20 protein-coding genes are annotated in these 26,414 nt (G+C 70.8%); 17 read left to right on the top strand and 3 right to left on the bottom strand.

What is annotated here, in order from left to right:
• The 14 genes from FJV41_RS52555 to FJV41_RS31050 form a co-directional block, all read left to right on the top strand.
• A partial coding sequence (locus FJV41_RS52555; protein WP_220137907.1) for a DUF8756 domain-containing protein occupies positions 1 to 284 on the top strand: 284 nt, incomplete at its 5' end.
• Positions 281 to 2,275 (top strand): ATP-binding protein, encoded by a 1,995-nt coding sequence (locus FJV41_RS31110; RefSeq protein ID WP_141646221.1) that lies wholly within the window; start codon positions 281 to 283, stop codon positions 2,273 to 2,275. The genes FJV41_RS52555 and FJV41_RS31110, both read left to right, overlap by 4 nt.
• Positions 2,272 to 2,535 carry a hypothetical protein gene (locus FJV41_RS31105; RefSeq protein WP_141646220.1) on the top strand — a complete coding sequence of 88 codons (264 nt, stop codon included), beginning with the start codon at positions 2,272 to 2,274 and terminating at the stop codon, positions 2,533 to 2,535. The genes FJV41_RS31110 and FJV41_RS31105 overlap by 4 nt, the downstream gene beginning before the upstream one ends.
• A 4-nt stretch (positions 2,536 to 2,539) precedes the next feature.
• Positions 2,540 to 3,184, top strand: a complete 645-nt coding sequence (locus tag FJV41_RS31100) for a hypothetical protein (protein WP_141646219.1) — start codon at positions 2,540 to 2,542, stop codon at positions 3,182 to 3,184.
• Positions 3,185 to 3,208: 24 nt separating this feature from the next.
• Entirely contained in the window at positions 3,209 to 3,499 is a 291-nt protein-coding gene (locus tag FJV41_RS31095) for a hypothetical protein (protein ID WP_141646218.1), read from the top strand.
• Positions 3,500 to 3,506: 7 nt separating this feature from the next.
• Positions 3,507 to 4,649, top strand: a complete 1,143-nt coding sequence (locus FJV41_RS31090) for a hypothetical protein (protein ID WP_141646217.1) — start codon at positions 3,507 to 3,509, stop codon at positions 4,647 to 4,649.
• Positions 4,646 to 5,194, top strand: a complete 549-nt coding sequence (locus tag FJV41_RS31085) for a phage baseplate assembly protein V (protein WP_141646216.1) — start codon at positions 4,646 to 4,648, stop codon at positions 5,192 to 5,194. Before FJV41_RS31090 ends, FJV41_RS31085 begins: the two co-directional genes overlap by 4 nt.
• A gap of 2 nt (positions 5,195 to 5,196) precedes the next feature.
• On the top strand, positions 5,197 to 5,520 hold the full coding sequence (locus FJV41_RS31080; RefSeq protein ID WP_141646215.1) for a hypothetical protein: 324 nt from the start codon (positions 5,197 to 5,199) through the stop codon (positions 5,518 to 5,520).
• A gap of 3 nt (positions 5,521 to 5,523) precedes the next feature.
• Positions 5,524 to 5,880, top strand: a complete 357-nt coding sequence (locus tag FJV41_RS31075; RefSeq protein ID WP_141646214.1) for a GPW/gp25 family protein — start codon at positions 5,524 to 5,526, stop codon at positions 5,878 to 5,880.
• Position 5,881: 1 nt separating this feature from the next.
• Positions 5,882 to 8,482: a putative baseplate assembly protein gene (locus tag FJV41_RS31070; RefSeq protein WP_141646213.1), complete on the top strand. Its 2,601-nt coding sequence runs from the start codon at positions 5,882 to 5,884 to the stop codon at positions 8,480 to 8,482.
• Entirely contained in the window at positions 8,479 to 11,061 is a 2,583-nt protein-coding gene (locus FJV41_RS31065) for a putative baseplate assembly protein (RefSeq protein WP_141646212.1), read from the top strand. The genes FJV41_RS31070 and FJV41_RS31065 overlap by 4 nt, the downstream gene beginning before the upstream one ends.
• A complete protein-coding gene (locus FJV41_RS31060; RefSeq protein ID WP_141646211.1) occupies positions 11,058 to 13,250 on the top strand; it encodes a hypothetical protein in 2,193 nt (730 codons plus the stop codon). The genes FJV41_RS31065 and FJV41_RS31060 overlap by 4 nt, the downstream gene beginning before the upstream one ends.
• Before the next feature lie 9 nt (positions 13,251 to 13,259).
• Complete coding sequence (locus FJV41_RS31055; protein WP_141646210.1) at positions 13,260 to 17,336, top strand: DUF6519 domain-containing protein; 4,077 nt, start codon at positions 13,260 to 13,262, stop codon at positions 17,334 to 17,336.
• Between the two features lie 123 nt (positions 17,337 to 17,459).
• Positions 17,460 to 18,446, top strand: coding sequence for a DUF2278 family protein (locus FJV41_RS31050; protein WP_141646209.1), 987 nt, complete (start codon positions 17,460 to 17,462; stop codon positions 18,444 to 18,446).
• A gap of 50 nt (positions 18,447 to 18,496) precedes the next feature.
• Here FJV41_RS31050 and FJV41_RS31045 read toward each other — a convergent pair whose 3' ends face one another.
• The 3 genes from FJV41_RS31045 to FJV41_RS31035 form a co-directional block, all read right to left on the bottom strand.
• The gene (locus FJV41_RS31045; RefSeq protein ID WP_141646208.1) at positions 18,497 to 19,864 is read right to left on the bottom strand and encodes a tail fiber domain-containing protein; all 1,368 of its coding nucleotides are present in this window, start codon (positions 19,862 to 19,864) and stop codon (positions 18,497 to 18,499) included.
• 110 nt (positions 19,865 to 19,974) lie between these two features.
• Entirely contained in the window at positions 19,975 to 20,694 is a 720-nt protein-coding gene (locus FJV41_RS31040; protein ID WP_141646207.1) for a hypothetical protein, read from the bottom strand.
• A gap of 42 nt (positions 20,695 to 20,736) precedes the next feature.
• Positions 20,737 to 22,524, bottom strand: coding sequence for a HEAT repeat domain-containing protein (locus FJV41_RS31035; protein ID WP_141646206.1), 1,788 nt, complete (start codon positions 22,522 to 22,524; stop codon positions 20,737 to 20,739).
• A gap of 289 nt (positions 22,525 to 22,813) precedes the next feature.
• Here FJV41_RS31035 and FJV41_RS31030 point away from each other — a divergent pair, with 289 nt between their 5' ends.
• The 3 genes from FJV41_RS31030 to FJV41_RS31020 all read left to right on the top strand — a co-directional run bounded on the left by FJV41_RS31030 (position 22,814) and on the right by FJV41_RS31020 (position 26,380).
• Complete coding sequence (locus FJV41_RS31030; RefSeq protein ID WP_141646205.1) at positions 22,814 to 24,049, top strand: GAF domain-containing sensor histidine kinase; 1,236 nt, start codon at positions 22,814 to 22,816, stop codon at positions 24,047 to 24,049.
• Positions 24,050 to 24,088: 39 nt separating this feature from the next.
• Positions 24,089 to 25,465 carry a hypothetical protein gene (locus tag FJV41_RS31025; RefSeq protein ID WP_141646204.1) on the top strand — a complete coding sequence of 459 codons (1,377 nt, stop codon included), beginning with the start codon at positions 24,089 to 24,091 and terminating at the stop codon, positions 25,463 to 25,465.
• Positions 25,466 to 25,537: 72 nt separating this feature from the next.
• Positions 25,538 to 26,380, top strand: a complete 843-nt coding sequence (locus FJV41_RS31020; protein ID WP_141646203.1) for a GIN domain-containing protein — start codon at positions 25,538 to 25,540, stop codon at positions 26,378 to 26,380.
• Positions 26,381 to 26,414: the final 34 nt, after the last annotated feature.

Raw genomic sequence — 26,414 nt, 5'->3', positions numbered from 1 at the left:
CCCCCAACCCCGCCCCGCGCGGACCCGGCGACGAGGTGACGCTCACCCTCACCTTCCAGCCTCGGGCCCGCCCGGAGCAGCGCGTCTCTTTGCTCCTCGGCGGCAAGGAAGTGCCCGCCCCGGAGCGCGCAGTGCCGGTGGACAGCATCAGCTTCACCGCGCGGGACGTCTCCGCAGGCGACCACTTCGTCCGGCTGCGGGTGGACGGCGTGGACTCGCTCCTCATCGACCGGACCCAGACGCCCCCGGTGTTCGACGTGTCCCAGCGGGTGACCGTCACATGAACCTCCCGCTCCCCCACTCCTGGCAGGCAGCCAACCAGCGACAGCTCGCCGCCGCGCTCGCCGTGGTGCGCGCGCGATTGCTCCAGCATGCGCTCGTCCAGCAAGAGGGGCCGCCCGAGCAAGTCCGGGACGTCGAAGCCGCCCTCGCCGCGCTCACCGAGGCCGAGTCGACGATGCCGGCGCCCTCCGCGTTGGAGAGCCTGTGCGACGCCTTCCGGCTGTCGGCCTTCGAGCGCGACATCCTGCTGTGCTGCGCCAGCCTGGAGCTGGGCACGGGCTTCGGTCCCCTGTTCGCCGCGATGAACGGGGACCCGCGTCGGACGTGGCCGACCTTCGGACTGGCCCTGGCCGCGCTGCCCGGAGCGCACTGGAGCGCGCTGACACCCGTGGCGGCGCTGCGGCGCTGGGAGCTGGTGTCCCTGGCCCCGGGCGAGCAGCTCACCACCAGCCCGCTGCGCATCGACGAGCGCATCCTCCACTACCTCGCGGGCCTGTCGTACCTGGACCGGAGGCTGCAGGAGTTCCTCACGCCCGTGCCCGTGCCGGGAGCCCTGCCGCCCTCACACCAGGAGCTCGCGGAGCGCCTGCGTCGGCTGTGGGAGCGCGAGCCCCCGGCGGGCGCACCCTCTCCCGTGGTCCAGCTCTGTGGCGTGGAGCCGGAAGGAGCCCAGGCCATCGCCAGCGCCGCGTGCGCGTCCCTGGGCCTCCAGCTCCACGTGGCCCGCGCGGGCCTGCTTCCCTCGGGCGCGGAGGAGCGGGCGACGCTCGCCCGGCTGTGGGAGCGCGAGGCGCTGCTCCTGGGGAGCGGCCTGCTGCTGGAGTGTGACGAGAGCACCGGAGCCGAAGCCCTCCGACTGGCCACGGCCTTCGCGGAGCGGCTCCAGGGCATGGTGCTCATCTCCGCCCGGGAGCCCCTGCGACTGCGCCACCGGGCCTCGCTCCAGTTGGACGTGAAGCGGCCCACGCGCGGAGAGCAGCAGGTGCTCTGGATGCAGGCGCTCGGCTCGGAGGCGGCCGTGCCGCTCAATGGCGCCCTGGAGCGCGTCACCACGCAGTTCGACCTGCCCCTGCGCTCCATCCGCGCCGCCAGCCTGGAGGTCCACGAGCGCGGCCCCTTCCAGGAGGAGGCCTCGCTGGGCGCCGCGCTGTGGGCCGCCTGTCGCGTGCAGTCGCGTCCCCGCCTGGAGGAACTGGCGCAGCGGCTGGAGCCCATGGCGGGCTGGGACGACCTGGTGATGCCCGCGGACAAGAAGGCCATCCTCCGGGAGATTTGCGCCAGCGTGCGGCAGCGCACGCGCGTGTACGAGACGTGGGGCTTCGCCGCGCGCGGCATGCGGGGCCTGGGCATCAGCGCGCTGTTCTCCGGCGCCAGCGGCACGGGCAAGACGATGGCGGCGGAGGTGCTCGCGCTGGAGCTGGGGCTGGACGTCTACCGCATCGACCTCAGCCAGGTGGTCAGCAAGTACATCGGCGAGACGGAGAAGAACCTGCGCCGCGTGTTCGACGCCGCCCAGGAAGGTGGCGCCATCCTCCTGTTCGACGAGGCGGACGCCCTCTTCGGCAAGCGCACCGAGGTGCGCGACAGCCATGACCGCTACGCCAACATCGAGGTGAGCTACCTGCTCCAGCAGATGGAGGCCTACAGCGGGCTGGCCATCCTCACCACGAACATGAAGGACGCGCTGGACACGGCCTTCCTGCGCCGGCTGCGCTTCGTGTTGCAGTTCCCCTTCCCGGACGCCGCCCAGCGCGCGGAAATCTGGCGGCGCATGTTCCCCGCCGCCACGCCCACCGAGGGCCTGGACATGACGCGGCTGGCCCGGCTCAGCGTCACCGGCGGAAACATCCGCACCATCGCCCTCAACGCCGCCTTCCTGGCCGCCGACGCCAACGAGCCGGTGCGGATGGGCCACCTCCAGCGCGCGGTGCGCTCGGAGTTCAGCAAGCTCGACAAGCCCTTGGCGGAAGCCGAGGTCTCGGGGTGGACATGACGCCACGACGCATCCGCCTGCACATCGACGAGCTGGTGCTCCACGGCATCGCCCCCGCCCACCGCGAGCAGGTGGGCGAGGCCGTGCGACAGGAGCTCACGCGGCTGCTCGCGACAGAGGGACTGCCACAAGGGCTTGCCGGCGGCGAGGTGGCCCGGCTGGACGCGGGCGCGGTGCAGGTGACGCCGCACGCGGCGCCCCAGTCGCTGGGCGCACAGGTGGCGCGGGCCGTGTACTCGGGCCTGGGACAGGGGAAGTGACGGCATGAGTTCGTTCCCACGCACACCCCGCACGCAGCGAGGCGCCATCGTCGCGGTGGACCCGTTCAACCCCGTCGCGAGCCTGGTGGTGTTCCAATACAACCCGGACACGATGACGCGCACGCTGACGCCCCAGATGTCGGGCGACGGCGGCAATGACCGCACGGAGGCCCTGCGGCTCGCGGGTCCTCCGGTGGAGAACATCCGGGTGGACGTGGAGATAGACGCCACGGACCAGCTCGCCAATGGCGACCCCATCGCGGGGAGCCTGGGCATCTACCCCCAGCTGTCCTCGCTGGAGATGCTCATCTATCCCAAGTCGGCGCAGGTCATCCTCAACGCGGTGCTGATGCAGGTGGGCACGCTGGAAGTGGTGCCCGCCACCGCGCCGTTGACGCTCTTCATCTGGGGCCCCAAGCGGGTGCTGCCCGTGAAGCTCACCGAGTTCACCATCACCGAGGAAGCGTTCGACCCGAACCTCAATCCCATCCGCGCCAAGGTGTCCCTGGGGCTGCGCGTCCTCTCCTACAACGACCTGCCCCTCTTGCACCCCGGCTACGCCCTCTTCCTCACGCACCAGGTCGTCAAGGAGGCCATGGCCGTCGTCGGCAGCATCTCCGGCGTCGCCAATGCCTCGCTGCCACGCTGAGCGCCACGCCTCACGGGAGCTTTCATGCTCGACCCCACCAGCCGCTACGCCTCCCTGGAAACCGCCACCCTCACGCTCCCCGACGGGCGCGTGGCGGCCTACAAGCGCCGCCGCTTCATCCCCGCGGGCAATGCCCTGAAGGTCCTCGCCGAAGTCACCGTCACCGAGGGAGACAGGTTGGACCTGCTCACGCACCGCACGCTGGGAGACCCGGAGCACTTCTGGCGCGTCTGCGACGCCAACGACACGCTCAACCCCTTCGACCTGATGCGCGAGACGGGCTCCGTGGTGCGCATCGCCATGCCGGAATTCTGAGCGCGCGATGAGCCTGCTGGGAATCCACCTCACCCTGATGCTGGGCCCCACCGTGGCGGTGCCCGCGCCCGCGTCGTTCATGGAGTCCCTCCAGAACGTGGAGGTCACCCACAACGACGAGGGCCGCTCGGGCTTCCAGCTCACGTTCGGCGTGGGCCGCTCGGGCCCCATGCACCTCCTGGACTACGGGCTGGTGGGCCACCCGCTGCTCAAGCCCATGAACCGCGTGGTGCTGCTCGTCACCTTCAACGTGATTCCGCAGGTGCTCTTCGACGGGCTCATCACCCACCGCACGCTCACCCCGTCACAGCAGCCCGGCGCCTCCACGCTCACCATCACAGGAGAGGACATCAGCACCGCCATGGACCTGGACCAGAAGGTCCACGAGCACCCGGCCCAGGTGGAGCCCATCATCATCGCGCAGCTCGTCCTGAGCTACGCGCAGTACGGCCTGATTCCCGTCATCATCCCGCCGCCCTCGCTGGACGTGCCGCTGCCCATCTACCGCACGCCCGTCTTCCGAGGCACCGACTACGCCTACCTCCAGGAGATGGCGAGCCGCTACGGCTACGTCTTCCAGGTGACGCCCGGCCCTGCGCCGCTGACGAACACCGCGTACTGGGGCCCGCCCAACCGGCTGGGCATTCCCCAGCGGGCCCTGTCGGTGAACCTGGGCGCGCAGACGAACGTCGACTCCATCAACTTCCAGTACAACGCGCTCGCGTCCACGTCCGTGAGCGGGCAGGCCATCGCCTTCGGCCGGGCGCTCCCGGTGAAGACCTTCGCGAGCCTGCGCGTGCCCCCGCTGGCCAGTCAGCCCGCGTTGCTGTCGCAGTCCCGCGTGCGCACCTCGCTGCTCGAGGACGTGCCGGACGGCGCGGGCTACATCGCGGCCTTCGCCCAGGCGCAGGGCCAGACGGATGCGTCCACGGACCAGGTGCTCACGGGCTCCGGGGAGCTGGATGCCACGCGCTACGGCGACATGCTGCGCCCGCGAGGTCTGGTGGGTGTGCGCGGCGCGGGCTTCGAACACGACGGCTTCTTCTACGTGCGCAACGTCACGCACTCCATCCGCCCCGGTGAATACAAGCAGCGCTTCACGCTCACGCGTGAGGGGACCGGAGCGCTCACCCCTGTGGTGCCGCCATGAGCACGTACTTCGGGAAGTACCGCGGTGAGGTGGTCAACAACATCGACCCGCTGATGATGGGCCGCGTTCAGGTGAAGGTCCCCACCGTGCTGGGCGACAGCCAGTTGGGCTGGGCCATGCCGTGCATGCCCTATGGCGGCAGCGGCAAGGGCTTCTTCGCGGTGCCGCCCACGGGCGCCAAGGTCTGGGTGGAGTTCGAGCGCGGAGACCTCAACTACCCCATCGTCGCCGGCTGCTTCTGGGGCGAGGGCGAGGCCCCGGCCACCCCCGGCCTGCCCACCACCAAGGTGTGGAAGACGGACGCCATCACCCTGAAGCTCGACGACCTGCCCGGCGCGGGCGGGCTGACCATCGAGGTGAGCCCTCCGGCCGTGCCCATGCCGCTCAAGGCCACCTTCACCGCGGCCGGCATCGAAATCGACCACGGGGGGACGGCCAAGGTGGTGCTCAGCGCCACCGGCATCGAGCTGTCGTTCGGCGCCGCCAACATCAAGCTCGGTCCCACGGGCGTCAACGTCAACAACGGCGCGCTGGAGGTCATCTAGCCATGGGAGCCTTCTTCCTCCACGTCGGAGCCACGGTGATGTGTCCGCACGGGGGCCAGATGCAGACCACGCCCGGCAATCCCCGCGTCAAGGTGGGCGGCCAGCCCGTGGCCACCATGGCGGACCAGTATCTCGTGACCGGATGCCCCTTCCCGCCGCAGACGAGTGGCCCCTGCGTGCAGGTGAAGTGGCTGGTGCCCGCCGTGCGCGTGCGCGCGGGAGGCCAGTTCGTCATCCTGCAGAACAGCGTGGGGATGTCCATTGGCGCCGCGCCCCTGGGACCGCCCCAGGTGGTGATGACGCAGGTCCGGGTGAAGGGAACCTGAGCCATGCACATCGCCTTCCCATACCGATTGGATGGACGGGGCCGCACGGCGGACGCGGACCTGGACACGCACGTGCGGCACCTGATTGAGCAGGTGCTCTTCACCTCGCCGGGCGAGCGCGTCAACCGGCCCACGTTCGGCACCGGACTGGGGCAGCTCGTCTTCGCGCCCAACAGCTCCGAGCTGGCCACCGCCACGCAGTTCCTGGTGCAGGGCGCGCTCCAACAGTGGCTGGGAGACCTCATCCAGGTGGAGGCCGTGGAGACGCTCAGCGTGGAGGCCACCCTCCAGGTGACGGTGCGGTACGTGGTGCGCCGCACGCAGCAGCGTCAGACGGCCCGGTTCACGAGGGAGCTCTGACATGGGCGCGCGCTACGTCTGCAAGAGCGAGCAGCGACGCCGGCTGGTGGAGGCCCACGCCACCTTCAACGGCATCGACTATCTGGAGGTGCTCGACGAGGACGCGGAGGCGCTCGGCCTGGAGCGCCAGCGGACGCTATGGGTGCGCTGCTACAAGCCGCTGCCCGCGACCCTGAACGCGGACAACGTCTCCATCACCGGAGGCGTGCGGCTCAAGGACATCGGCGTGGCCCTGGCCTTCCGCATGGACCTGGCGCCTCCGGACCCACTCACCACGGCCGCCGAGCGGGCCGAGTACACGCGGCGCAAGGAGCTGGACGAGGCCAACGGCACGCACGAGACGGAGCAGACGCTGGTGGTGCGAACCACCTCCTCGGGCGACTTCTCCACGTACACGCTGGCGCTGCTCCGGGGCTTCCTGGACACGGTGCCACCCGCGGACTTCGACGCGCCCCTGTCCCGCGTGGACTTCACCTTCAAGGTGGAGTGTCCGAGCGAGTTCGACTGCGCCCCGCCGAAGCACCCCGACGCACCCTCGGGCGAGGACCCGCCCATCGACTACCTCACGCGGGACTACGCCAGCTTCCGGCGCCTGCTGTTGGACAGGCTGTCGGAGGTGACGCCGCAGTGGAAGGAGCGCAACCCCGCGGACCTGGGCGTGACGCTGGTGGAGCTGATGGCCTACTCGGCCGACTACCTCAGCTACTACCAGGACGCGGTGGCCACCGAGGCGTACCTGGGCACCGCGCGGAAGCGCACCTCCGTGCGTCGCCACGCGAAGCTCCTGGACTACCCCATGCACGACGGCGGCAACGCGCGCGCGTGGGTAACGGTGCAGGTGGCTTCCGGCGCGGAAGGCTGGGCCCTGCCCGGGCCCACCGACGTGACGCCGGGCGCGATGTTCGCCACCACCGTGGACGCTCCGCGCGTGCTCGATGCACGGCAACTCCAGGCAGCCGTGACGGCGGGCGCGGAGGTGTTCGAGTCGCTCCACCCCGCCACCCTCCATGCCGGCCATGGCCGCATCGTCTTCCACACCTGGGGCGAGGACCGGTGTTGTCTGCCCCAGGGCGCCACCGCCGCCACGCTCCTGAATCCTCCCTTCGACTCCGACCCGGCGCAGCGGGTGATGACTCCGAAGAACTTCACGCCCGGGCTGGTGCTGCTGCTGGAAGAGGTGCGCAGCCCGGAGACCGGACGCGTGGTGGACGCCGAGCCGTCGCGCCGCCACGCCGTGCGGCTGACGCAGGTGGAGTTCACCCGCGACCCGCTGATGGACCTGGACGTGGTGGAGGTGGCGTGGGGCCCCGAGGACGCGCTGCCCTTCGAGCTGTGCCTGTGGAGCGTGGGCGTTCCGCTGGACTCCACGGGCGAGACAGAGGACCCACCAGGACAGGCCGCGCCGGTGAGCGTGGCACGCGGCAACGTGGTGCTGGTGGACCACGGCCGCACGCTGACGGACGCGCTGCCCACCGTGTCCGTCGAGGGCCGCTACCGTCCCAGGCTTGCGCGCGGGCCGCTCACCCAGGTGTCCCGGGTGGACGGGCGCCGCGCGGTGGACCCCACGGCCTCCGCGGCGGCGGCGCTGCGCACGCCCGCCGAAGAGGCGCTGCCCGCCATCTGGTTGCGAGAAGCGGAGAGCGGGCGGGTGTGGACGCCCCGTCGCACGCTGCTCAACAGCGGCCGGTTCAGTCGCGAGTTCGTCGCCGAGGTCGAGGACGACGGCCGGGCCCGCCTGCGCTTCGGAGACAACGTGCTCGGCGAGCGCCCCAGCCCCGACGTGGCGCTATCGGCGACATATCGCATCGGCAACGGCACCTCCGGGAACGTGGGCTCGGAGTCCATCTCCCACCTGTACTCGCCGGTGGGCGGCGACTGGCGCGCTGCCATCCTGCGCGTGCGCAACCCGCTGCCCGCCCGAGGCGGCGTGGAGCCGGAGTCCGTGGAGCGGGTGCGCGTCAACGCGCCAGAGGCCTTCCGCGTCCAGCAGCGCGCGGTGACGGAGGACGACTACGCGGAGGTGGCCCAGCGCCACCCCGAGGTGCAGCGCGCGGTGGGCAGCCTGCGGTGGACGGGGAGCTGGCACACCATGTTCGTCACCGTGGACCGGCGCGGCGGCTTCCCCGTGGACGCGGACTTCTCCGAGCGGCTCACCGCGTTCCTGGAGCGCTTCCGCCTCGCGGGCTACGACTTGCGCGTCGACGCGCCCCTCTTCGTCCCGTTGGACATCGCCATGACGGTCTGCGTGTCGCCGGGATATCTCGCCGCCAACGTGAAGGCCGCGCTGCTGGAGGCCTTCAGCACGGCGGAGCTGCCGGGCGGACAGCGCGGCTTCTTCCACCCGGACAACTTCTCCTTCGGCCAGCCCGTGTACCTGAGCCAGCTCGTCGCCACGGCCATGAAGGTCCCCGGGGTGGCGTGGGTGGAGACGGAGGACGCGCCGGGCAAGCCGCAGCGCTTCCGCCGCTTCGGACAGGTGCCGCGCGACGAGTGGAAGGACGGGCTCATCGCCATGGAGCGGCTGGAGATCGCCCGGCTCGACAATGACCCGAGCCAGCCCGAGAACGGGCAGCTCGACTTCTTCATGCAGGGGGGCCTGTGAGCACGTCAGCCAAGGGCTCGGGGGACTGCGAGGCGTGTGAGGACCGGGGCCCGCCGGAGCCCACGCCGCTCTACAACCGGCCGGGACAACCCGCGCTCGCGTATCGCATCGGCACGCACTCCAGCTTCTTCCAGCGCATGCTGGCGCGACTGCCGACGGAGTTCCTCCCGGACGGAGAGTTCCAGGGCACCCGACCCCTGGCCTCGCTGTCCACGCGCAGTCCGGAGGACCTGTCCATCGCGCTGCTGGATGCGTGGGCCACTGCCGCGGACGTGCTGACCTTCTACCAGGAGCGCATCGCCAACGAGGGCTTCCTGCGCACCGCCACGGAGCGGCGCTCGGTGCTGGAGCTGGCGCGGCAGCTTGGCTACGAGCTCAAGCCCGGCGTCGCCGCCAGCACGTACCTGGTCTTCACCGTGGAGACGGCGCCCGGCGCGCCCACGCGGGTGACGGTGCCCGTGGGCGTGCAGGTGCTCAGCATCCCCGGACAGGACGCGAGGCCGCAGACCTTCGAGACGACGGAGGCGATGGAGGCGCGCGCGGAGTGGAACGTCCTCAAGGTGCCCAGGACGCAGCCGCAAGAGCTGCTGCGCGGCGAGGACACGCTCTACCTCCAGGGCATCCAGCCCGGAATCCAACCGGGAGACGCCCTGCTGCTCGTGGGCGAGGAGCGGGAGACGGTTCCCGGCAGCGAGCAGTGGGACTTGCGCTGGGTGACGCGCGTCACCCGGGTGACGAACCCGACGGAGCCGGCGCTCAACCACACCGTGGTGGAGTGGGAGCCGGGGCTGGGCAGCGACACGCCTCGCGTGGACCCGGCGGACCATCCGCGCGCCTATGTGCTGCGGCTGCGCGGCAACCTCTTCGGCTACAACGCGCCGTCTTTCAAGGCGATGCCGGAGGACATCAAGAAGCTCTACAACCCGGACTACAGGCCCGGCGACAATCGCTTCACCCAGTGGCCCCACTTCGAGAACCAGACGGCCGTCCAGGGCATCGTCGACCTGGACCGCGAGTACCCCACGCTCGTGCTCGGCAGCTGGGTGGCGCTCTGGAAGTCCAAGTACGTGGAGCTGTATCGCATCACCGACATCCAGCCCTGGGCGCGTGAGGACTTCACGATGAACGCCAAGGTGTCGCGCCTCACGTTCGACACCAACGAGCACCTGTCCTACTTCCCGCTGCGCAGCACCGTCGTCCTCGCGCAGAGCGAGGAGCTGCCCATTGGCGAGATGCCCCGGACGGACCCGGTGGGCGGCAATGACATCGAGCTGGACCGCGCGGTGGAGGGCCTGGAGCCGGGCCACGTGCTGCTCGTCGAGGGCCGCCCCTACCGGGAGACCTCCGAGTCAGGGGAGTGGGTCCGCGAGGTGGTGGTGCTGGACCGCGCGGAGCCGCTGGCGAATGGACGCACGCGACTGGTGCTGACGGAGGAGTTGTCCACGCAGCTGGTGCGCTCCACCGTCAGCATCTACGGCAACGTGCTGCCCTCCACGCATGGCGAGACGGTGCGCGAGGTGCTCGGGGGCGGAGATGGCTCGCGCATGCTCCAGCGCTTCGTGCTGCGCAAGCCGCCGCTCACCCACGTGCCCGCGCCCACCGATACGGGCGGGGAGAGCACGCTGGAGGTCCGGGTCAACGGCGTGCTCTGGAAGGAGGTGCCCACCCTCTTCGGCCAGGACGCGCGCGCCGAGGTCTACATGGTGCGCATCCAGGACGACAGCTCCGTGGTGGTGACCTTCGGCGACGGCGTGTCCGGCGCACGGCTGCCCACGGGCCAGGAGAACGTGACGGCGGTGTACCGCTCCGGCATCGGCCCGGAGGGCGAGGTGGACCGGGGACAACTGGCGCTGCTCAAGGTGAGGCCGCTGGGCATCCGCGAGGTCACCAACCCGCTCCCGGCCACCGGCGCCGCCGCGCCCGAGTCTCGCGACGACGCGCGCGCCAATGCTCCGGCCTCCGTGCTGACGCTGCGCCGCGTGGTGTCGCTGCAGGACTACGAGGACTTCGCCGCGACGTTCGCCGGCATCGGCAAGGCCCAGGCGGCGGACCTGACCAACGGCGAGCGCATCCTCGTCCACGTCACCGTCGCGGCGAAGAGCGGTGGGCCGGTGGCCGAGGACTCCCTGCTCTACGAGAGCCTGAAGGAAGCGTTGCGCACGCACCACGACCCGGTCCGCCAGTTCGCGCTCTCCTCGTACGAACAGCTCTACTTCGCGATGGAGGCCCGGCTGCGGCTGGACGCGCGCTACCTGCCCGAGGACGTGCTGGCCCGCGCGGAGGCCGCGCTGCGCGACGCCTTCTCGTTCGAGCGGCGGAAGTTCGCCCAGGCGGTGAGCGGCGCGGAAATCATCCGCGTCCTCCAGGACGTGCCCGGCGTGGTGATGGTGGACCTGGAGCGGCTGCACCCGACGACGCCCGCGGTGCCGGCCCAGAAGCTGTTCTCGCTGCTCAGGGCCCGGGGCGCGCGGTGGGAGGGCACGACGCTCCGGCCCGCGCAGCTGCTCCTGTTGGACCCGTCGCTCCAGGGTGAAAACCGGGGCGTGACGCTCGTCGTGGAATCGGAGGTGAGCCCGTGAGCCCCTCGCCGCAGGACAGGCTGTACAAGCTGCTGCCGGCCATCCATCGCGCCAAGGACACGCTCCAGGGCGAGCCCCTGCGCGCGCTGCTGGCCGTCATGGAGCGCGAGTTCCTGGCGCTCGAAGAGGACATCGGCCAGCTCCACGACAACTGGTTCATCGAGACGTGCCAGGAGTGGGTGGTGCCGTACATCGGCGACCTGCTCAAGGTGCGCGATCTGGTGCCGGTGGACCCCGGCCTCTTCAGCCAGCGCGCCTATGTGGCCAACTCCCTGGCCTACCGGCGGCGCAAGGGCACCGCGGCCATGCTGGAGCAGCTCGCGCGCGACGTGACGGGCTGGCCCGCGCGCGCGGTGGAGTTCTTCCAGCGCGTGGGCACCACCCAGCACGTCAACCACCCGCGCCCCACGAGCCTGCGCACCCCGGACCTGAGAGATTCGAACGCGCTGGAGCTGGTGGGCTCGCCCTTCGAGGACGCGACACGCACGGTGGACGTGCGCCACATCGACAACCAGCGCGGCAAGCACAACCTCCCCAACGTCGGCCTCTTCCTGTGGCGACTGGAGGCGTACCCGGTGGTGCTCGCGCCCGCGTTCCGCGTGCTCCCCGGCTCGGAGCCCGGCGCCACGGAAGCGGGCCTCTTCCGCTTCAACGTCCTGGGCAGCGACACCCACCTGTTCAACCTGCCGCAGTCGGAGACCACGCTCAGCTCGCTCGCCGGAGAGCTGAACGTGCCCGGCCCGCTGCGCCGCCGCCCGCTGTACGACGAGTTGGAGGCCCGCCGCGCCGCGCTCGCGCAGGACCGGACGCCGGAGCAGCTCGCCTTTGGCGCCGCGCCCCCCTTCTCGCTCCACCGCGAGACGGCGCCGGACACGCTCGAGGAAGTGTCCCCGGATGAAATCGTCATCTGCGACCTGTCCACCTGGCACCGCCCCGCCGCCACCCTCCCCTATCCCGGCACCGACCCGAACGCCCCACCGGTGAACCGGGACATCCTCGTCGCGGTGGACCCGGTCCTCGGCCGGCTGGCCTTCGCGCAGGGCCGGCCCGTACCCGACACGCTGTACGTGAGCTACGCCTACGGCTTCAGCAGCGAGGTGGGCGGCGGCTTCTATGACCGGCAGGAGACGCTCCTCCCGCTGGAGCAGCGTGACGCCTACCGCGTGGACACGCGGGCCGGTCCCTTCACCTCCGTGCAACTGGCCACGGACACGAGCGCCGCGAGCGCGGACGCGCTGGTGGAGGTGCTCGACAGCGAGCGCTATCCGCTGACCACGCTGAACGTCGCGTCCAGCGCGCGCCTGGAGCTGCGGGCCGCCAACCTCCAGCGCCCGGTCCTCGACCTCCAGGGCGGACGGTGCGTGGTGCGGCTGGGCAAGGGCGCCACGCTGGTGCTCAGCGGACTGCTGGTGCGCGGTGGCGTGCTGGAGGTGTACGCCGCCGACAACGCCACCCTGGACCTGCGGCACTGCACGCTGGTCCCAGGGCGGGACTTGATGCCCGACGGACAGCCGCGCACCCAGGCGCCGAGCCTCGTCGTGCGAGGAGCGAAGGACGGCGACTGCACCGTCCTCTTGAGCCGCTGCATCACCGGGCCGATTCAAACGGGCCGCGCCTCCACGCTTCGGCTGGAGGACTGCATCGTGGACGGGCTGGGAGGCCTGGCGCTCCAGCCGCTGCCACCCCTGCCGGGGCCGGTGGAGGATCCGCCGGTGGAGTCCTACGAGGGCGCCGGCAGGACGGGCGCGCTGCACGTGCTGGCCAGCACGGTGCTGGGGGGCGTGGAGGCCACCGTGCTGGTGCTCGGCAGCGACTCGCTCTTCACCGGCCGGGTCGACGTGGTGCAGCGGCAGGAAGGCTGCGTGCGCTTCTCGTACGTGCCGCCGGGCTCGCGCGTGCCCCAGCGCTTCCGGTGCCAGCCCGCCTACGCCGAGGACGCGCCCGACGACGTGCGCCTGGAAGTGGAGCGGCGCGTGAAGCCCGTCTTCACGTCGGACCGTTATGGAGACCCCGGCTACTGCCAGCTCCGGGATGACACCGACTCCGGCATCCGCCGGGGCGCGAGCGACGAGGGGGAGATGGGCGTGTTCCACCACCTTCAACAACCGCAGCGCGAGGCCAACCTCCGCGCCAGCTTGACTGACTACCTGCGCTTCGGACTCGAAGCCGGGTTCTTCTTCGTGACCTGAGGAGACGCCATGAAGGGTGATTTCAGCCGGAACACCTTCCGGCCCGCGAAGCACTACTCCGGCGTGCGGATGCAGCAGGGCCGCGTCCAGCTCGACGCCGACTGGAACGAGCACGTCGACATCCAGCGGTACCTGGACGAGACGACCTGGCGGGACATCATCGGCTCCAGCGGCACGCCCCAGGAGCCGGGCACGCCCGCGGACCAGACGGGGTTCGCCGTCGTCCTGATAGAGGGGCAGTTGCTGGTCCGCCGCGGCCACTACTACGTGGACGGCATCCTCTGTGAGAACGAGCAGGAGCAGGCCCTGGGCGCGCAGCCGGACCTGCCCGGCGTGCCGCTGCCCGAGGTGAACGGGCGCTACCTGGCGTTCCTGGACGTGTGGCGGCGCCACGTCACCGCGCTGGAGGACTCGGAGCTGCGCGAGGTGGCGCTGGGCGGACCGGACACCGCCACGCGCACCCGCACCGTGTGGCAGGCGCGGATGTATCCGCTGACGGGCGACCAGGCCTCCGGGCCGGTGGAGGCGGTGCCGTGCCACACCTTCGGCACCCCCGAGTGGACGCCCGCGGAGCTGACGAGCACCGGCACGCTGGCGGCGCGCGGCGAGCCCGAGCAGGTCAGCGACAACCCGTGCATCGTCGCGGCGGAGGCGGGCTACCGCCGACTGGAGAACCAGCTCTATCGGGTGGAGGTCCACCGGGCCAACACGAGCGGCGGCCGGGCCACCTTCAAGTGGTCTCGCGACAACGGCATCCTCTACACCCGCGTCGAGTCGGTGGACGTCGACGACCGCCTCCTCGTGGTGGCCGAGCCGGGCAAGGATGGCTACCGGCGCTTCCAGCCGAACCAGTGGCTGGAGCTGACCAACGAGGCGCGCGTGCTGCGCGGCGAACCCGGCGAGCTGGTCCGGGTGGAGGCCGTCACGGGCAATCGCATCACCATCGACACGGCGACGTGGCCTGTCACCCTGCCCTCCGGCGCGCTCACGGTGCGCGGCTGGGACACGGTGGGCACCACGGGCACGGTGGAGGTCATTCCGGCCGCCGACCCGACCAGTCCTGACAGCGGCTGGATTCCGCTGGAGAGCGGCGTGCAGGTGCGCTTCACCGCGGGCCACTACCGCACGGGCGACTACTGGCTCATCCCCGCGCGCACCGTGACGCGCAGCGTGCTCTGGCCACAGCGCGCGGGCGTCCCGACGTTCGAGTCCGCACACGGCATCCGGCACCACTACTGCGCGCTCGCGGTGATGGAGCGCACGAACCTCGGCTGGACGGTGCATGACTGCCGCAAGCTGTTCGCCCCGCTCACCGAGCACAAGACGCTGGTGTACGCCGGAGGCGATGGCCAGGAGGTGATGCCCACGAGGGCGCCCGCTCCTCCCGCGCGGCTCGCGCGTCCGCTGCGCGCCGGAGTGTTCAACGGGCGGATTCCCGTGGAGGGCGCGCGCGTCCAGTTCAGTGTCGTCACGTCCGAGGGCAACGGCACGCTGGAGGACGTGAGCAGGCCGGCGAACACCGGCACCACCATCGTCGTCTACACCGACGTCAGCGGCATCGCCGAGGCCTGGTGGACGCCGCAAATCGACGGGTGGCAGACGGTGGACCACCCCCGGCACAGCCAGGTGGTGGAGGCGCGGCTGCTGGACCATGGCAACGAGGAGGTCCACGCGCCGCTGCGCTACAGCGCCAGCCTCAGCGTCGCCTCGAAGGTGGCGTACGCCCCGGACACGGCCCAGGAAATCCTCAACGAGACGCACACCGTCCAGGAGGCACTCGACACGCTGAGCCGGCAACTGGTGCTCACGTACGAAGGGGGCGACGGGCAGGAGGCCATGCCCGGTGAAGTGCTCCCGCGCCCGCTGCGGGTGGGCGTGGCCCGTCACCAGCGCCGCGCGGCGAACCAGACGGTGCGCTTCCGGGTGCTGGGCGACGCCCGGGGGGAGTACAACGGCGTGCGCCTCGCGGGCTCGGGCAACCCCTGGACGGAGAGCATCATCGTCCCCACGGACGCGGACGGCATCGTCCAGGTGGAGTGGCTGCCGAACCAGAACGACGCCACGCAGCAGGTGGAGGCGCGGCTGCTCGTGGCGGACGGCGGCGGCAACCTCCGCGAGGTCCACCTTCCCCTGGTCTTCACCGCGCGCCTGAGCCGCGCGGACCGGGTCGCCTATCAGCCCGGAGGCTGCCAGACGCTGTTCAGCGCCGACACGGTGCAGGAGGCGCTGGACACGCTGTGCCGACAGCGCACGTTCCTGTACCTCGGTGGAGATGGTCAGCAGGCCCACTCAGGGGATGTGCTGCCCACGCCGCTCATCGTCGCGGTGATGACCGGAGAGAACCCGGTCGCCAACGCCATCGTCCACTTCCGCCTGGTCCAGCCCCAGGATGGAGCCCGGCTGCGCTCCCTGGACGGAGCGCTGGAGGGTCCGTCGTTGCTCATCCGCACCGACGCGCAAGGCATCGCGGCGGTGCGCTGGGTCATCTCCCGGGCGGAAGCCCAGCAGGTGACGGCGGTGCTCGTCGAGGACGCGCAGCAGCCGACCCGGCTTCCGCCCATCGTGTTCAGCGCACGCCCCGGCCTGGAAAGTGGTGAAGAGGCCTCCGTCCACGTGGCCCGGGTGGAGCTGGCCGCCAATCCCCAGTTCGTGCTGGAGAACGATGGGCTGCTCGGGTTCGACCCCTTCGGCCTCTTCCGTCAGGGGATTCGCATCATCTGCACGGAGGAGCTCGCGCCCTTTCTGGCTCCCTCGGGCGCGCCCCTGCCCCTGCCGCCGCCGGTCGTCACCCTGTCACTGGATGTCGTCTATCCGTTGACGACCCCGGACGTGACCTACTGGACGCAGCAGATGGGCCGCGCTCCGGGCTTCGTGGGTCACCAGACCTTCCACATGAGGGGCGAGGCGCGCATCTTCGGCACGGACATCGTCTGGGTCCCCCTCCTGGAGTCCTACCGGTGGATGGACCTGCTGCGCTCGTACAACATCGACAACTTCAACAACGCCCGGATGCTCGCGAAGCTGCGGGTCCAGGGGGGCTTCATCCACTCGCGCGACGGCTTCCGCGTCCTGGATGGCGAGGTGATTTCCCAGTCGCTCCAGCGGCGCTTCGCCATCGGCTATCCCAACCGGGGCGACGGCAGACAGGGCGGCGACTTCGAGCTGTGGTTCTGGATTCAGTGCTTCGCCGGCTCACCGCCCAGCCCCTTCCCGGGCCAGGGTGGAAGTCAGGTGCTGCCCGCCTCCACCCTGGAGTCCCGCTTCACGTCGGGCCTGGAGCAGCCCTGGGGACTGGCGAGAGACGCGAAGCACCAGGAGCTGCTGGTGGCGGACACGAGCGCCAGCGCCGTGGTGCGCTTCAGTCTGGCGGAGCAGGAGGCGACTCGCACGGTGGGAACGCTGCGCGAGGGCGTGGAGCAGCCCACGGCGCTGGTGTTGGACCCGGCCCGCGACGAGCTCTACGTGGCCAACGGCGGCGGGGACTCGGTGGCCGTCTTCCGCCGCGATGACAAGGGCGAGTTCCAGTCCGCGCGCGTGCTCTCCGGAAGGAAGACGGGGCTGTCCGGCCCGCTGGGACTGGCGCTGGACGTGAAGCAACACCGCCTCTTCGTGGCGGGCTCCGGCAAGGCGCAGGTGACGGGGCTGACGGCGGCGAGCAAGACGGGCCGGGGAGCCTTCCTCTCCCTGTTCGACATGACGGCGGAAGGCGACACGGCGCCGCTCGCCCGGTGGACGGGGGAGCAACTCAAGCTCAACCGCGCCTCGGGCCTGGCGCTCGATGTCACCCACCAGGAGCTCTTCGTCGCGGACTACGGGGCGGACACGGTGGCCGTGTACTCGGTGGAGGCGCTGCTCGCGGGCAAGGAGAACGTGAAGCCGCTGCGGCTGCTTCACGGCAAGGCCACGGAGCTGGACCAGCCGACCGGTGTCTCCCTGGATGCGGCGGGCGAGGAGCTGCGGGTGGCCAACGCCCGCTCGGGCACCATCACCGTGTATCGCCGTGATGCCCACGGCGACGCGGCGCCGCTGCGCACGGTGGAGGCCCCCGCGAAGCCTCACAAGGGGCCTCGCGCCGTGCTGCCGTAGCCCCCGCCGCGAGGAGCCCGGCGTCCAGGCGCGCCCGTGTCGGTCCGGGCTCCGTGCGGCCCTCGACACGGGCCGCGAGACATCCGGCGCGTGACGCCTCTTCCCCGGGAGGAGGAATCACGCATGCCGCTCAAGAACTACGGAGTATTGAAGGGCTCCGCCATCGCGCGACGGCTGGGCTCCGGTCCCAGTCCCCACTATCAGGTCCGCCTCGTCGACCAGGACGCGGACCACCGCATCGCCATCAACGTCAGCTCCAAGCTGCCGCCGTCGGACCTGGAGTACCTGGTCGACGAGAACTTCCGGCATCCATCCACCGACGCCCTCAAGGCCCTGCCGCTCGGCTTCACGGCCCTGCCTGGAGGAGGTGGCGGACGCGCGCTCGACTACATCCGGGGCAACTTCTTCGACCGCTCGCTCATGAAGGCGCTGTCGCCCAACGTGCCGGGGCCGGACAACGACTTGAACGAGAAGCTGGACCACTTCTTCCAGCGCGCCATGGCGGACGAGCAGGCCACCGTCTACGCCTTCGGCGAGACGTGGGGACCGGAGAGCGCGAAGGACAAGTACTTCGGCTTCAGCCCCGGACGCGGCATCCACGACATCCACATGAACCAGGGCAACCACTCCTCCTTCGCGAGCCAGGATGGCGTGTGGCAGGACGGCGGCGTGCTCCTCCACTTCGCGGAGCCCGAGCAGTGGGTGGGCATCTTCCTCAAGTTCCAGTCCCAGGTCTGGCACACCGACGACCGCACGGGACATGCCCTCACCACGCCCGTGCCCGAACAGCATGACGGCCTGGTGCGCATCATCGCCGCGCTCGTCAACGACACCCACGCGCCCGAGCAGGAGACCGTCACCCTCCTCAACACGTCACCCGCACCGGTGTCCCTCTCCGGCTGGGTGCTCGCGGACCGGAAGAAACACCAGCAGACCTTGAGCGGAGACCTGGCCCCCGGCGCCACCCGCGTGCTGCGCGTCCAGAAGCCCGTGGAGCTCACCAACCAGGGCGGCTCCATCAACCTGCTCGATGCCCAGGGGCTGAAGGTGGACGGCGTCTCGTACGTGAAGGAGCAGGTCCGTCGCCCCGGTTGGACTGTCGTCTTCTGACACGACGGACATGTGACGCGGGGTTTGCCGGTGGGCCCGCCGCGGCCCCATCAGCGGTCGCGAGACATCGCGGCCTTCAACTCGGCCACGCCGCGCTTCAGCTCCGCCAGCTCCGCCTTCAGCGCGTCCACCTCGGCGTCCCGCACGTGGAGTTCGCGGGTGCGTCGCTCCAGGGCCTGGATGGCGGCCATGTTGACGCCGTCGATGTCGAGCATGCCGATGCTGGTGTCATCGACTCCCAGTCCGAAGGCCGCCCGGAAGTCCTGCGCCACCGGCCCCAGGTGACGCACGCCCGAGGCCTCCTCCTTGTAGCGCCAGGTCTCCACGGGGAGCCGCGCCACCTTCGCCAGGAGCTGCTCTCCATCGACGCGGCGGAAGTCCTCCTTCTGGTGACGGTCCGACGTGCAGCTGAACACGCCGGAGCCCGCCGGCAGGTTGCAGCCCGTGGTCAACGTGGCGTTGGTCCGCAGAGCGACGCCGCCCGCCGCGCGCACCATGAACTGGTTCGCCCCGGTGTTGCTGACGAACGAGGTGGTCGACTCGTCTCCCCAGATGAACGAGCCCGAGAAGCCGCCCGACGACGCCCGATGCCCCAGGGCCGTGCTGTAGTCCGCGTTGGCCGAGACGCGATATCCCACCGCGATGGAGCCCTGGCCCGTGGCGTTGTTGGTGAAGCCCATGGCCACGGAGCCGAAGCCACTCGCGATGGAGTTCGCGCCACTCGCGAAGCTCACGGTGCCAGGCGTCTGGTTCTGCGAGCCGAAGCACGCGGCCCCCGTGCCGCTCGACAGGCACTGGTCGCCGAAGGCGAAGCCGGCGTGGCCGCTCGCCCGGGTCTTCGTCCCACCCGCCCAGGAATAGAACCCCAGGTTGGCTTCATTCCATTCGTCCTCCGCGTAACCCGCGCGAAACGCGGCGCGAGCGGGGGACCACATCAACCGCATCCCGGCGCCGCTCATCGGCACCAGGCCACGGCCCAGCTCCCCCCGCGCCAGCAACGCGCCCGACGAGTCCACGGAGAAGAGGGGAAGCGCGTCCCAGACGGGCGCGCTCGCGCTCGTGTTCGTGACGCGCAGGAGCGGCACGGGCGTCATGACCTCCGCCGCCCCATTGACGAACAGGCCGGACTTCGCGCTGGCCGCGCCCGACAGGGACAGCGACGCGTCCTGGGCCTGCGTCCCGTTCTGGATGTAGCTCCCATGGCCTGGAAGGGGCGTGCGTGCGTCGGCGAGCCGGGGGTCATTGCCCTCCACCACCGTGCCAGGGCCCGAGCCGTACGCGACGCTGACGACGCTGTCGTCATCCAGCCGAAGCCCCGAGCCCACCTCCCAGCTCTGGGCAGGAGGCCCCTCGGAGCTACACCCCACGGCACCCAAGGACAGACACCCCAGCGCGGCGAACAGCGACCTGGTCTTCATGCGGTCTCCCGGTTTCCGATGGCCTGCGGCGGGAGAACGGGGTCGCTTTCAAGTCTTCGGAGGTGGGGTCATTTTTCCACCAGGGGGCGACCCGCTGCGCACCGTGCGGGTCAGCGCGCGGGCGGAACGCAGCGGTTCTGGGAATACGGTGGCTGGAGCGCGCACCAGGAGGGCCGTCCCGAGGAGGCCCAGGAGAGGACGAGGGCCGGCGGTCCCCCCTCATCGAGGGGCCCGGGCCAGGTCTCCACGAGCTGGAGTCCCTCGCGCTCGCTCCAGCGGTAGAGCTCCGGCGGGTCCTCCCGCTTCTCGCCCTCCAACGCGAAGGCCAGCGTGTGAGCGGGCCCGCACAGGACGCGGGGCACGGGGCGCAGGCCCTTATGGACCACGGCCCGGCGGACCTCCGTGTCGCTCTCGAACCACACCAGCTCCAGGGTGGTGCCCTTGTAGCCCTCCGTCACGCCAAAGTTCGCCAGGGCATACGTGACGATCAGCGCCGAGTCACCACACCACTCCTGCGCCGAGGCGAAGACGGGGAAGCGGCTGAGACTCTCTCCGGACCGGGTGTCGACGAGGACGGCCGTACCGTTTCGCAGGCTCACCAGCGCCCGGTTCTGGGAGGGACTCGCGGAGACGGAGTTCACCTCCGTGATGCGCACCTTCCCCACCGTCATGACGGAGTCCGTCCGGCAGGAGTTGTTCTCCCAGTCGAGCGCCTCGCAGCTCCGCACGTGGGTGACGACCGCGGAGCCCACGGTTTCGCTGCGCACGGATTCGGTGCATCGGCACGCGGAAGCCAGCAGGAGGACGAGCACGAGAGCCGCGTGGCGCATGGAGCCTCGGAGACGAAGGACGGTGCGGGCAACGCGGTGACTCTAGCGGACGTCGAAGCAATAGAAGACCCGGGGTTGGCCGGTGCCGGTGAGCACGTCGGTGTGCAGCTCCAGCCGGTAGCAGGGCTGGTCGCCTTGCTCCGGGGTCGGCCAGGTCGTGCGCTCCACCTGGAACGCGGTCAATAGGTCTGGCGCCCCCTCGCGTCGCAGTCGCAGGTGGCCGACATCGACGGAGTAGTCATGGACCTGGACGTGCTCATCCAGGTCGATGCTCTCCAGCGCCCCTTCCCGGTAGAACACCAGGCGGTCCGAGACGGGATACCAGTCAGGGTCTCTCAGCCACGTGGCGAAGGCCACCCCCTGCCCCGCCGGGTCATACAGCTCGCGCTCCGGAGGTGACTCTTCATCGCCACCCGTGCGCGCCCGCTCCAGACGTGAGAGCGCCAGTCGGACCTCCGCCCGGACATCGCGGCGCGGCTCCGAGCCCTCCAGCGCGGACAACACGGGATGGGCCTCCACCGCCAGCCGTCGCCCCAGCGAGCGCGCCGCCTTCAACCGGACCTCGGGCTCCGGGTCCGAGAGCGCCTTCACCAGGGCCCGCTCCGCGACCTCTCCCGCCCTGTCCGCGAGCACCCGTGCCGCGGCCGTGCGGACCCTCGGGTCCACGTCGCGGGTGAGGGCCAGGGACAGGTCCTCGTCCGCCTCGGAGGCCGCGCCCGTGAGCGCGAGCACGGCCTGGGAGCGCACCTGCCAGTCCGGGTCGGCACGCAACAGTCCCCGCAGCGGGGCGAGCGCCCGCGCCAGTCCGACGACGCGAGGCCACGCCACCACCGCCGCCGCACGCACGGGCGCGGACGTGTCCCGGAGTGCCTCCTGGATGACGGGCTCCACCTCGCCTCCGCCCAGACGCCCGAGCGCGGTGACGAGCGCGGCGCGCTCCTCCGCGTCGGAGGCGCGGCGGGCTTCGTCGACCAGCCGGGAGGTCGCCGCGCGGCAGCCGAGCTGGCCGAGCGCGAGGATGGCCAATTCGCGCAGCGGGGGAAGCGGATCATCCAGCAGGCGAACCAGCTGCTCGCAGCCGTCCGAGGTTCCTCGACGAAGCAGCGCGTGGACCGTCCGCATCCGCACCGTGGGCGACGCATCCGCGAGCAGCGGCAGCAGCGGCGTGGTGGGAAGGGAGGCGCGCGGGGTGAGGGCCTCGACGGCCGACAGGCGCACCTGCTCATCCACGTCCTGGAGCGCCTCCACGAGCACGCGGTCCGCGGACGGGTCCTCCACCGTCGCCATCGCCGCGACCGCCGCGGCCCGGACGGAGGGCGCCGCGTCCACGAGCCCCTGCCGCGCCAGGGCCAGCCAGGTGTGTGCCTCCTGTTCCCTGGCGACATCGAGCATGTTCAGCCGCTCCGACTCCGTCGCGGAACCGAAGCGCGCGCCCAGCAGCGCTCCCGTTTCGGAGACGTCGAGTCGAGCCAGGGCCTCCATGGCCTGTCGTTGCACCGCGCTGTCCGCATCCGCCAGCGCGGTGACCAGGTGACTCCAGGCCACCTGTCGTGGCGCCAGGGCCAGTCCCCGCGCAGCCATCGCCCGGACGCGGGCGGAGGCATCGCCCATCGCCGAGAGCAGGAGGTCTTGCGCTCCGCGCGCATCCAGCCCCTGCATCGCGAGCAGCGCCAGGACCTTCTCCCGCTCCTGTCCCCCCGCGAGAGCCTCCCGAGCCGCGTCGACCAGGTCCGCCCGCGCACGCAGCCGCGCGACACCTTCACCAGTGCCCTCGCTCGTCGTCCCGGCCAGTTGGCGCAGCAGCTCCGACGTCGACGGGGACTCACGCATGGCCGCCCCCTGGAGGTGTTCGCACTCGTGCCATCTGCCCCCCCTGGCTCCGTGCCGACAGCGCGGGATTCTACTCGCTCGCTCCCTGGGCGGGCCTCCTGGGTTGCCTCACCCCGCGCCAAATCCGCCCCAGGGCACGGAACTCCACACTTCGCCCGCAAGCCCCTCCGCCGCGCCAGCACCCCGGCAAGCGCCGTGTGGCCCGCACGCGAGCGCTCGGGGCCCCGAGGCCATCAGAAGGGCATCAAGGGGTGAAATGATGAGCGACCAGGCCACTGTTCCAGCTCCCATGGCCGCCTTTGAAAGCGCACCAGCCCGCCCGCCGCCGGTCGACTCCGCGGCCCTTCCCGTCGGCTTCACCGCGGACGTCCAGGCCATCGCGCGCATCGACGCCGTGAAGACGGTGCTGCGGGTGCTCTTGCAGACCACGGGGCTGCGGCTGGCCGTCGTCGCCCGCGTCACCGCCCAGGAGTGGCGGTGTTGCGCCGTGCTGGACGAGATGAACTTCGGCCTCAATCCGGGCGACACGCTGGCCATCACGACGACCTTCTGCAACACGGTCCGCGTCTCCGCGACGCCGCTGCTCGTCAATCACGCGAGCGAGGACCCCCGCTTCGCCAACCACCCCGCGCCCAGGCTCTACGGCGTGGAGAGCTACATCGCCGTGCCCGTGTACCGCAGGGATGGCTCCTTCTTCGGCGTCATGTGCGCGCTGGACGCGAACCCGGCCCTGCTCGCCGAGGACAAGCTCGAAATGTTCCGTCACCTCGGGGAGCTCATCGGCCATCAGCTCGAGAACCAGGAAGAATTGGAGCGCAGGGACGCACAGCTCTTCAGCGCGAAGGAAGCGGCCCTGCTGCGCGAGCAGTTGATTGGCATCGTCAGCCATGACCTCCGCAATCCGCTCAACGCCATCCTCCTCTCCGCCTCCACGCTGGTGCGACGCACGGACCTGGACGAGCGGGCGCGCAAGGCCATCCGCCGCATCGTGGACTCGGCGGACCGCGCGCAGCGGCTCATCCGGGACCTGCTCGACTTCACCCAGACGCGCATGGGTCAGGTGATGCCCGTCAAGCGCCAGGTCATGGACCTGCATGAACTGACCCAGCAGGCGGTGGATGAGGTGCAGGCCGTCATGCCGGAGCGGCTGCTGGAGGTCGAGGCGCGCGGCGATGGGCAGGGCGCCCTGGACTCGGACCGCATCGCCCAGGTGATTCACAACCTGCTCTCCAACGCCGTGCAGTACAGCCCGCCGGGCGCCCGCATCCAGGTGCTGAGCGAGGGCAGCCCCCTGGAGCTGGTGCTTCGGGTGAACAACGCCGGACCGCCCATTCCCACGGACGTGATTCCCACCCTCTTCGAACCCATGCGACGTGGCACGGAGGCCGGAGTGGAGCGGCGCAGCGTCGGCCTGGGCCTCTTCATCGTGGACCAGATTGCCCGGGCGCACGGAGGCCGTATCGAGGTGACCTCTACCCTGGCGGGCGGAACGACCTTCAGCATCCATCTGCCGCGCTGCGGCTGACGGCCCCTCCCTCGCGCGAGAGCGGGTATAACGCGCGCAATGGAGTCCACGCCGTCGCTCCCCCAGCCACCCCTCGCTGACCCCTGGCGACTCCCCGTCTTCTGTCTGGCGGCGGCCTCGGTGCTCGCCCTGACGCTCCAGCTCACCAATGGCACGCTCCGCGAGGACTCCCTGCAAGGCCTCACGAGGTGCCTGGGCCTGAGCCTGCTGGCCGTGGTCGGCCCGGGCTTTCGTCGTCCCTGGCGGTGGGCGGAGCCGGTGCTCGCTTTGCTCCTGGGAGTGGCGCTGTTGTGGCAGCTCCAGGCCCTGCTCTCGGACTACCCCTCGTCCGCGCTGCGGCTGAACGGCCCCTGGCCCTTCGCGCCCTTCCATAGGCACCTCGCCACTGCGGCGCTCGTGTCGGGAGCGCTCCTGGCGGGGCCGGAGCGACTGCGGCAGGTGGGCGTGCCCGTGCTGCTGGGGGTGTATCTGCTGCTCGGGGGATGGATTCTCCGGCATGCCCCGTCGCCGAGCATCGACGTCTTCGTGTTCCAGCTCCAGGGCGCGGACGAGCTGCTGCGCGGCGGCAATCCGTTCGCGATGACCTTCCCCAACATCTACGGGCACACGCTCTGGTACGGGGAAGGACTGGCGAGGGACGGGCGCCTGCTGTTCGGCTTCCCCTATCCCCCCTTGAGCCTGGTGTTCGCCACGCTCGGCCGCGTGTTCGCGGGCGACCCGCGCTACGCGCAGTTGGTGGCCACGGCGGTGGCGGCGGGCTTGATGGCGTATGCGCGTGGCGGGCGACTGGGCGCGGGAGCCGCGGCGCTCTACCTGCTCACGCCGCGCGGCTTCTTCGTGCTGGAGCAGTCCTGGACGGAGCCGTTCCTCGTGATGCTGCTGTCGGCGAGCGTCTTCTGTGCCTTCCGCTTTCCTCGGGCCCTGCCCTACGTCTTCGGGCTGACGCTCGCCGTGAAGCAGCACACCGTGTTCCTCGTGCCGCTGGCCTTCCTGCTGGTTCCCGAGCCTCGGCGGCTCTGGGGCCTGCTCTGGCGCGCGGGAGCCACCGCGCTGGCCGTGAGCCTTCCGTTCGCGCTTCCGGACGTGAAGGCGTTCTTCCACAGCGTGGTGGCGCTGCACATCCACCAGCCGTTTCGCACGGAGTCGCTGAGCTACCTGGCCGCGTGGGTGGCCCGGGGCCATGCGCCTCCGCCCATCTGGATACCGTTCGTCGCGGTGGCCCTGGTGCTGGGCCTGAGTCTGTGGCGCGCGCCCCGGTCGCCGTCGGGCTTCGCCGCCGCCACGGCCCTCACCTACGCCACCTTCTTCGCCTTCAACAAACAAGCGTTCTGCAACTACTACTACTTCGTCGTGGCGGCGCTGTGCCTGGCGGTGGCCTCGGCACGACTGCCCTCACCCGAGGTCCGGGTCGAGTGACAGTTTCCGGAGCCCCCGGTGTTCCAGGGACAGCGCGCCTGGACTGCGCGCCCCCTTCACTGGAGGCAGGACATGTGGAAGCGCGTGGCGGCGGGAGTACTCGCGGCGTGGTGGCTCGCGGGCTGCAGTGACTTCGACGTACACGGCAACGGAGACACCGTCACGGAGGAGCGCCAGGTGGAGGCGTTCCAGTCGGTGACCCATGAAGGGAACCTGGACGTGGTGGTGCGCGAAGGGGAGACAGCCACCCTCACGGTGACGCTGGACTCGAACCTCCAGGACAACGTGCGCACCTTCAAGGGTCCGGATGCGTCCCTCTTCATCGTGACGGACGGCAACCTTCACCCCAAGGGCACCGCGCGGGTGGAAATCACGGTGCCTCGGCTGGTGGGCGCGACGCTGGAAGGCTCCGGCTCGATGACGGTGGAGGGCTTCATCGGCCAGACCGAGGAGCACGTGCGGTTGGAGTCGACGGGCTCGGGCGGCCTGCGCTACTGCGGCGGAGCCCGCACGGTGGAGGCGAAGGTGGAGGGCTCCGGCCGGGTGGTGATGTGCATGCCGGACTCGGTGCTCGTGGAGCGGGCGGACTTCTCCCTGTCCGGTTCCGGAGAACTGAGCTGGACGGGCGCCGCGAGCGACGTGCATGTCGCCAGCGAGGGCTCCGGCCGGGTGAAACTGAAGGGCACCAGTTCGCGGCTGAGCGTGCGGATGGAAGGCAGTGGTGACCTGGAGGCCCGCGAGCTGCGCGCGGTGGACCTGGACCTGGTCTCCGAGGGCTCCGGCGATGCGAGCGCCACCGTCGAGGGCGGCACCGTGAATGTCTCGCTGGACGCGTCGGGCGACGTGGACCTGTGGGGCGACGCCTCCGTGCGCTCCATCCGCGTGAATGGCAGCGGCAGGGTCAACTGGCACTGACCGACGTTGGGTCGCGGGCGGGCCGTCCCAGGGC

The organism is Myxococcus llanfairpwllgwyngyllgogerychwyrndrobwllllantysiliogogogochensis, assembly GCF_006636215.1.
In the GTDB taxonomy this organism is placed as follows: domain Bacteria; phylum Myxococcota; class Myxococcia; order Myxococcales; family Myxococcaceae; genus Myxococcus; species Myxococcus llanfairpwllgwyngyllgogerychwyrndrobwllllantysiliogogogochensis.
The sequence above is the reverse complement of the archived record's forward strand: the minus strand, read 5'-3'. Positions and strand labels throughout refer to the sequence as shown.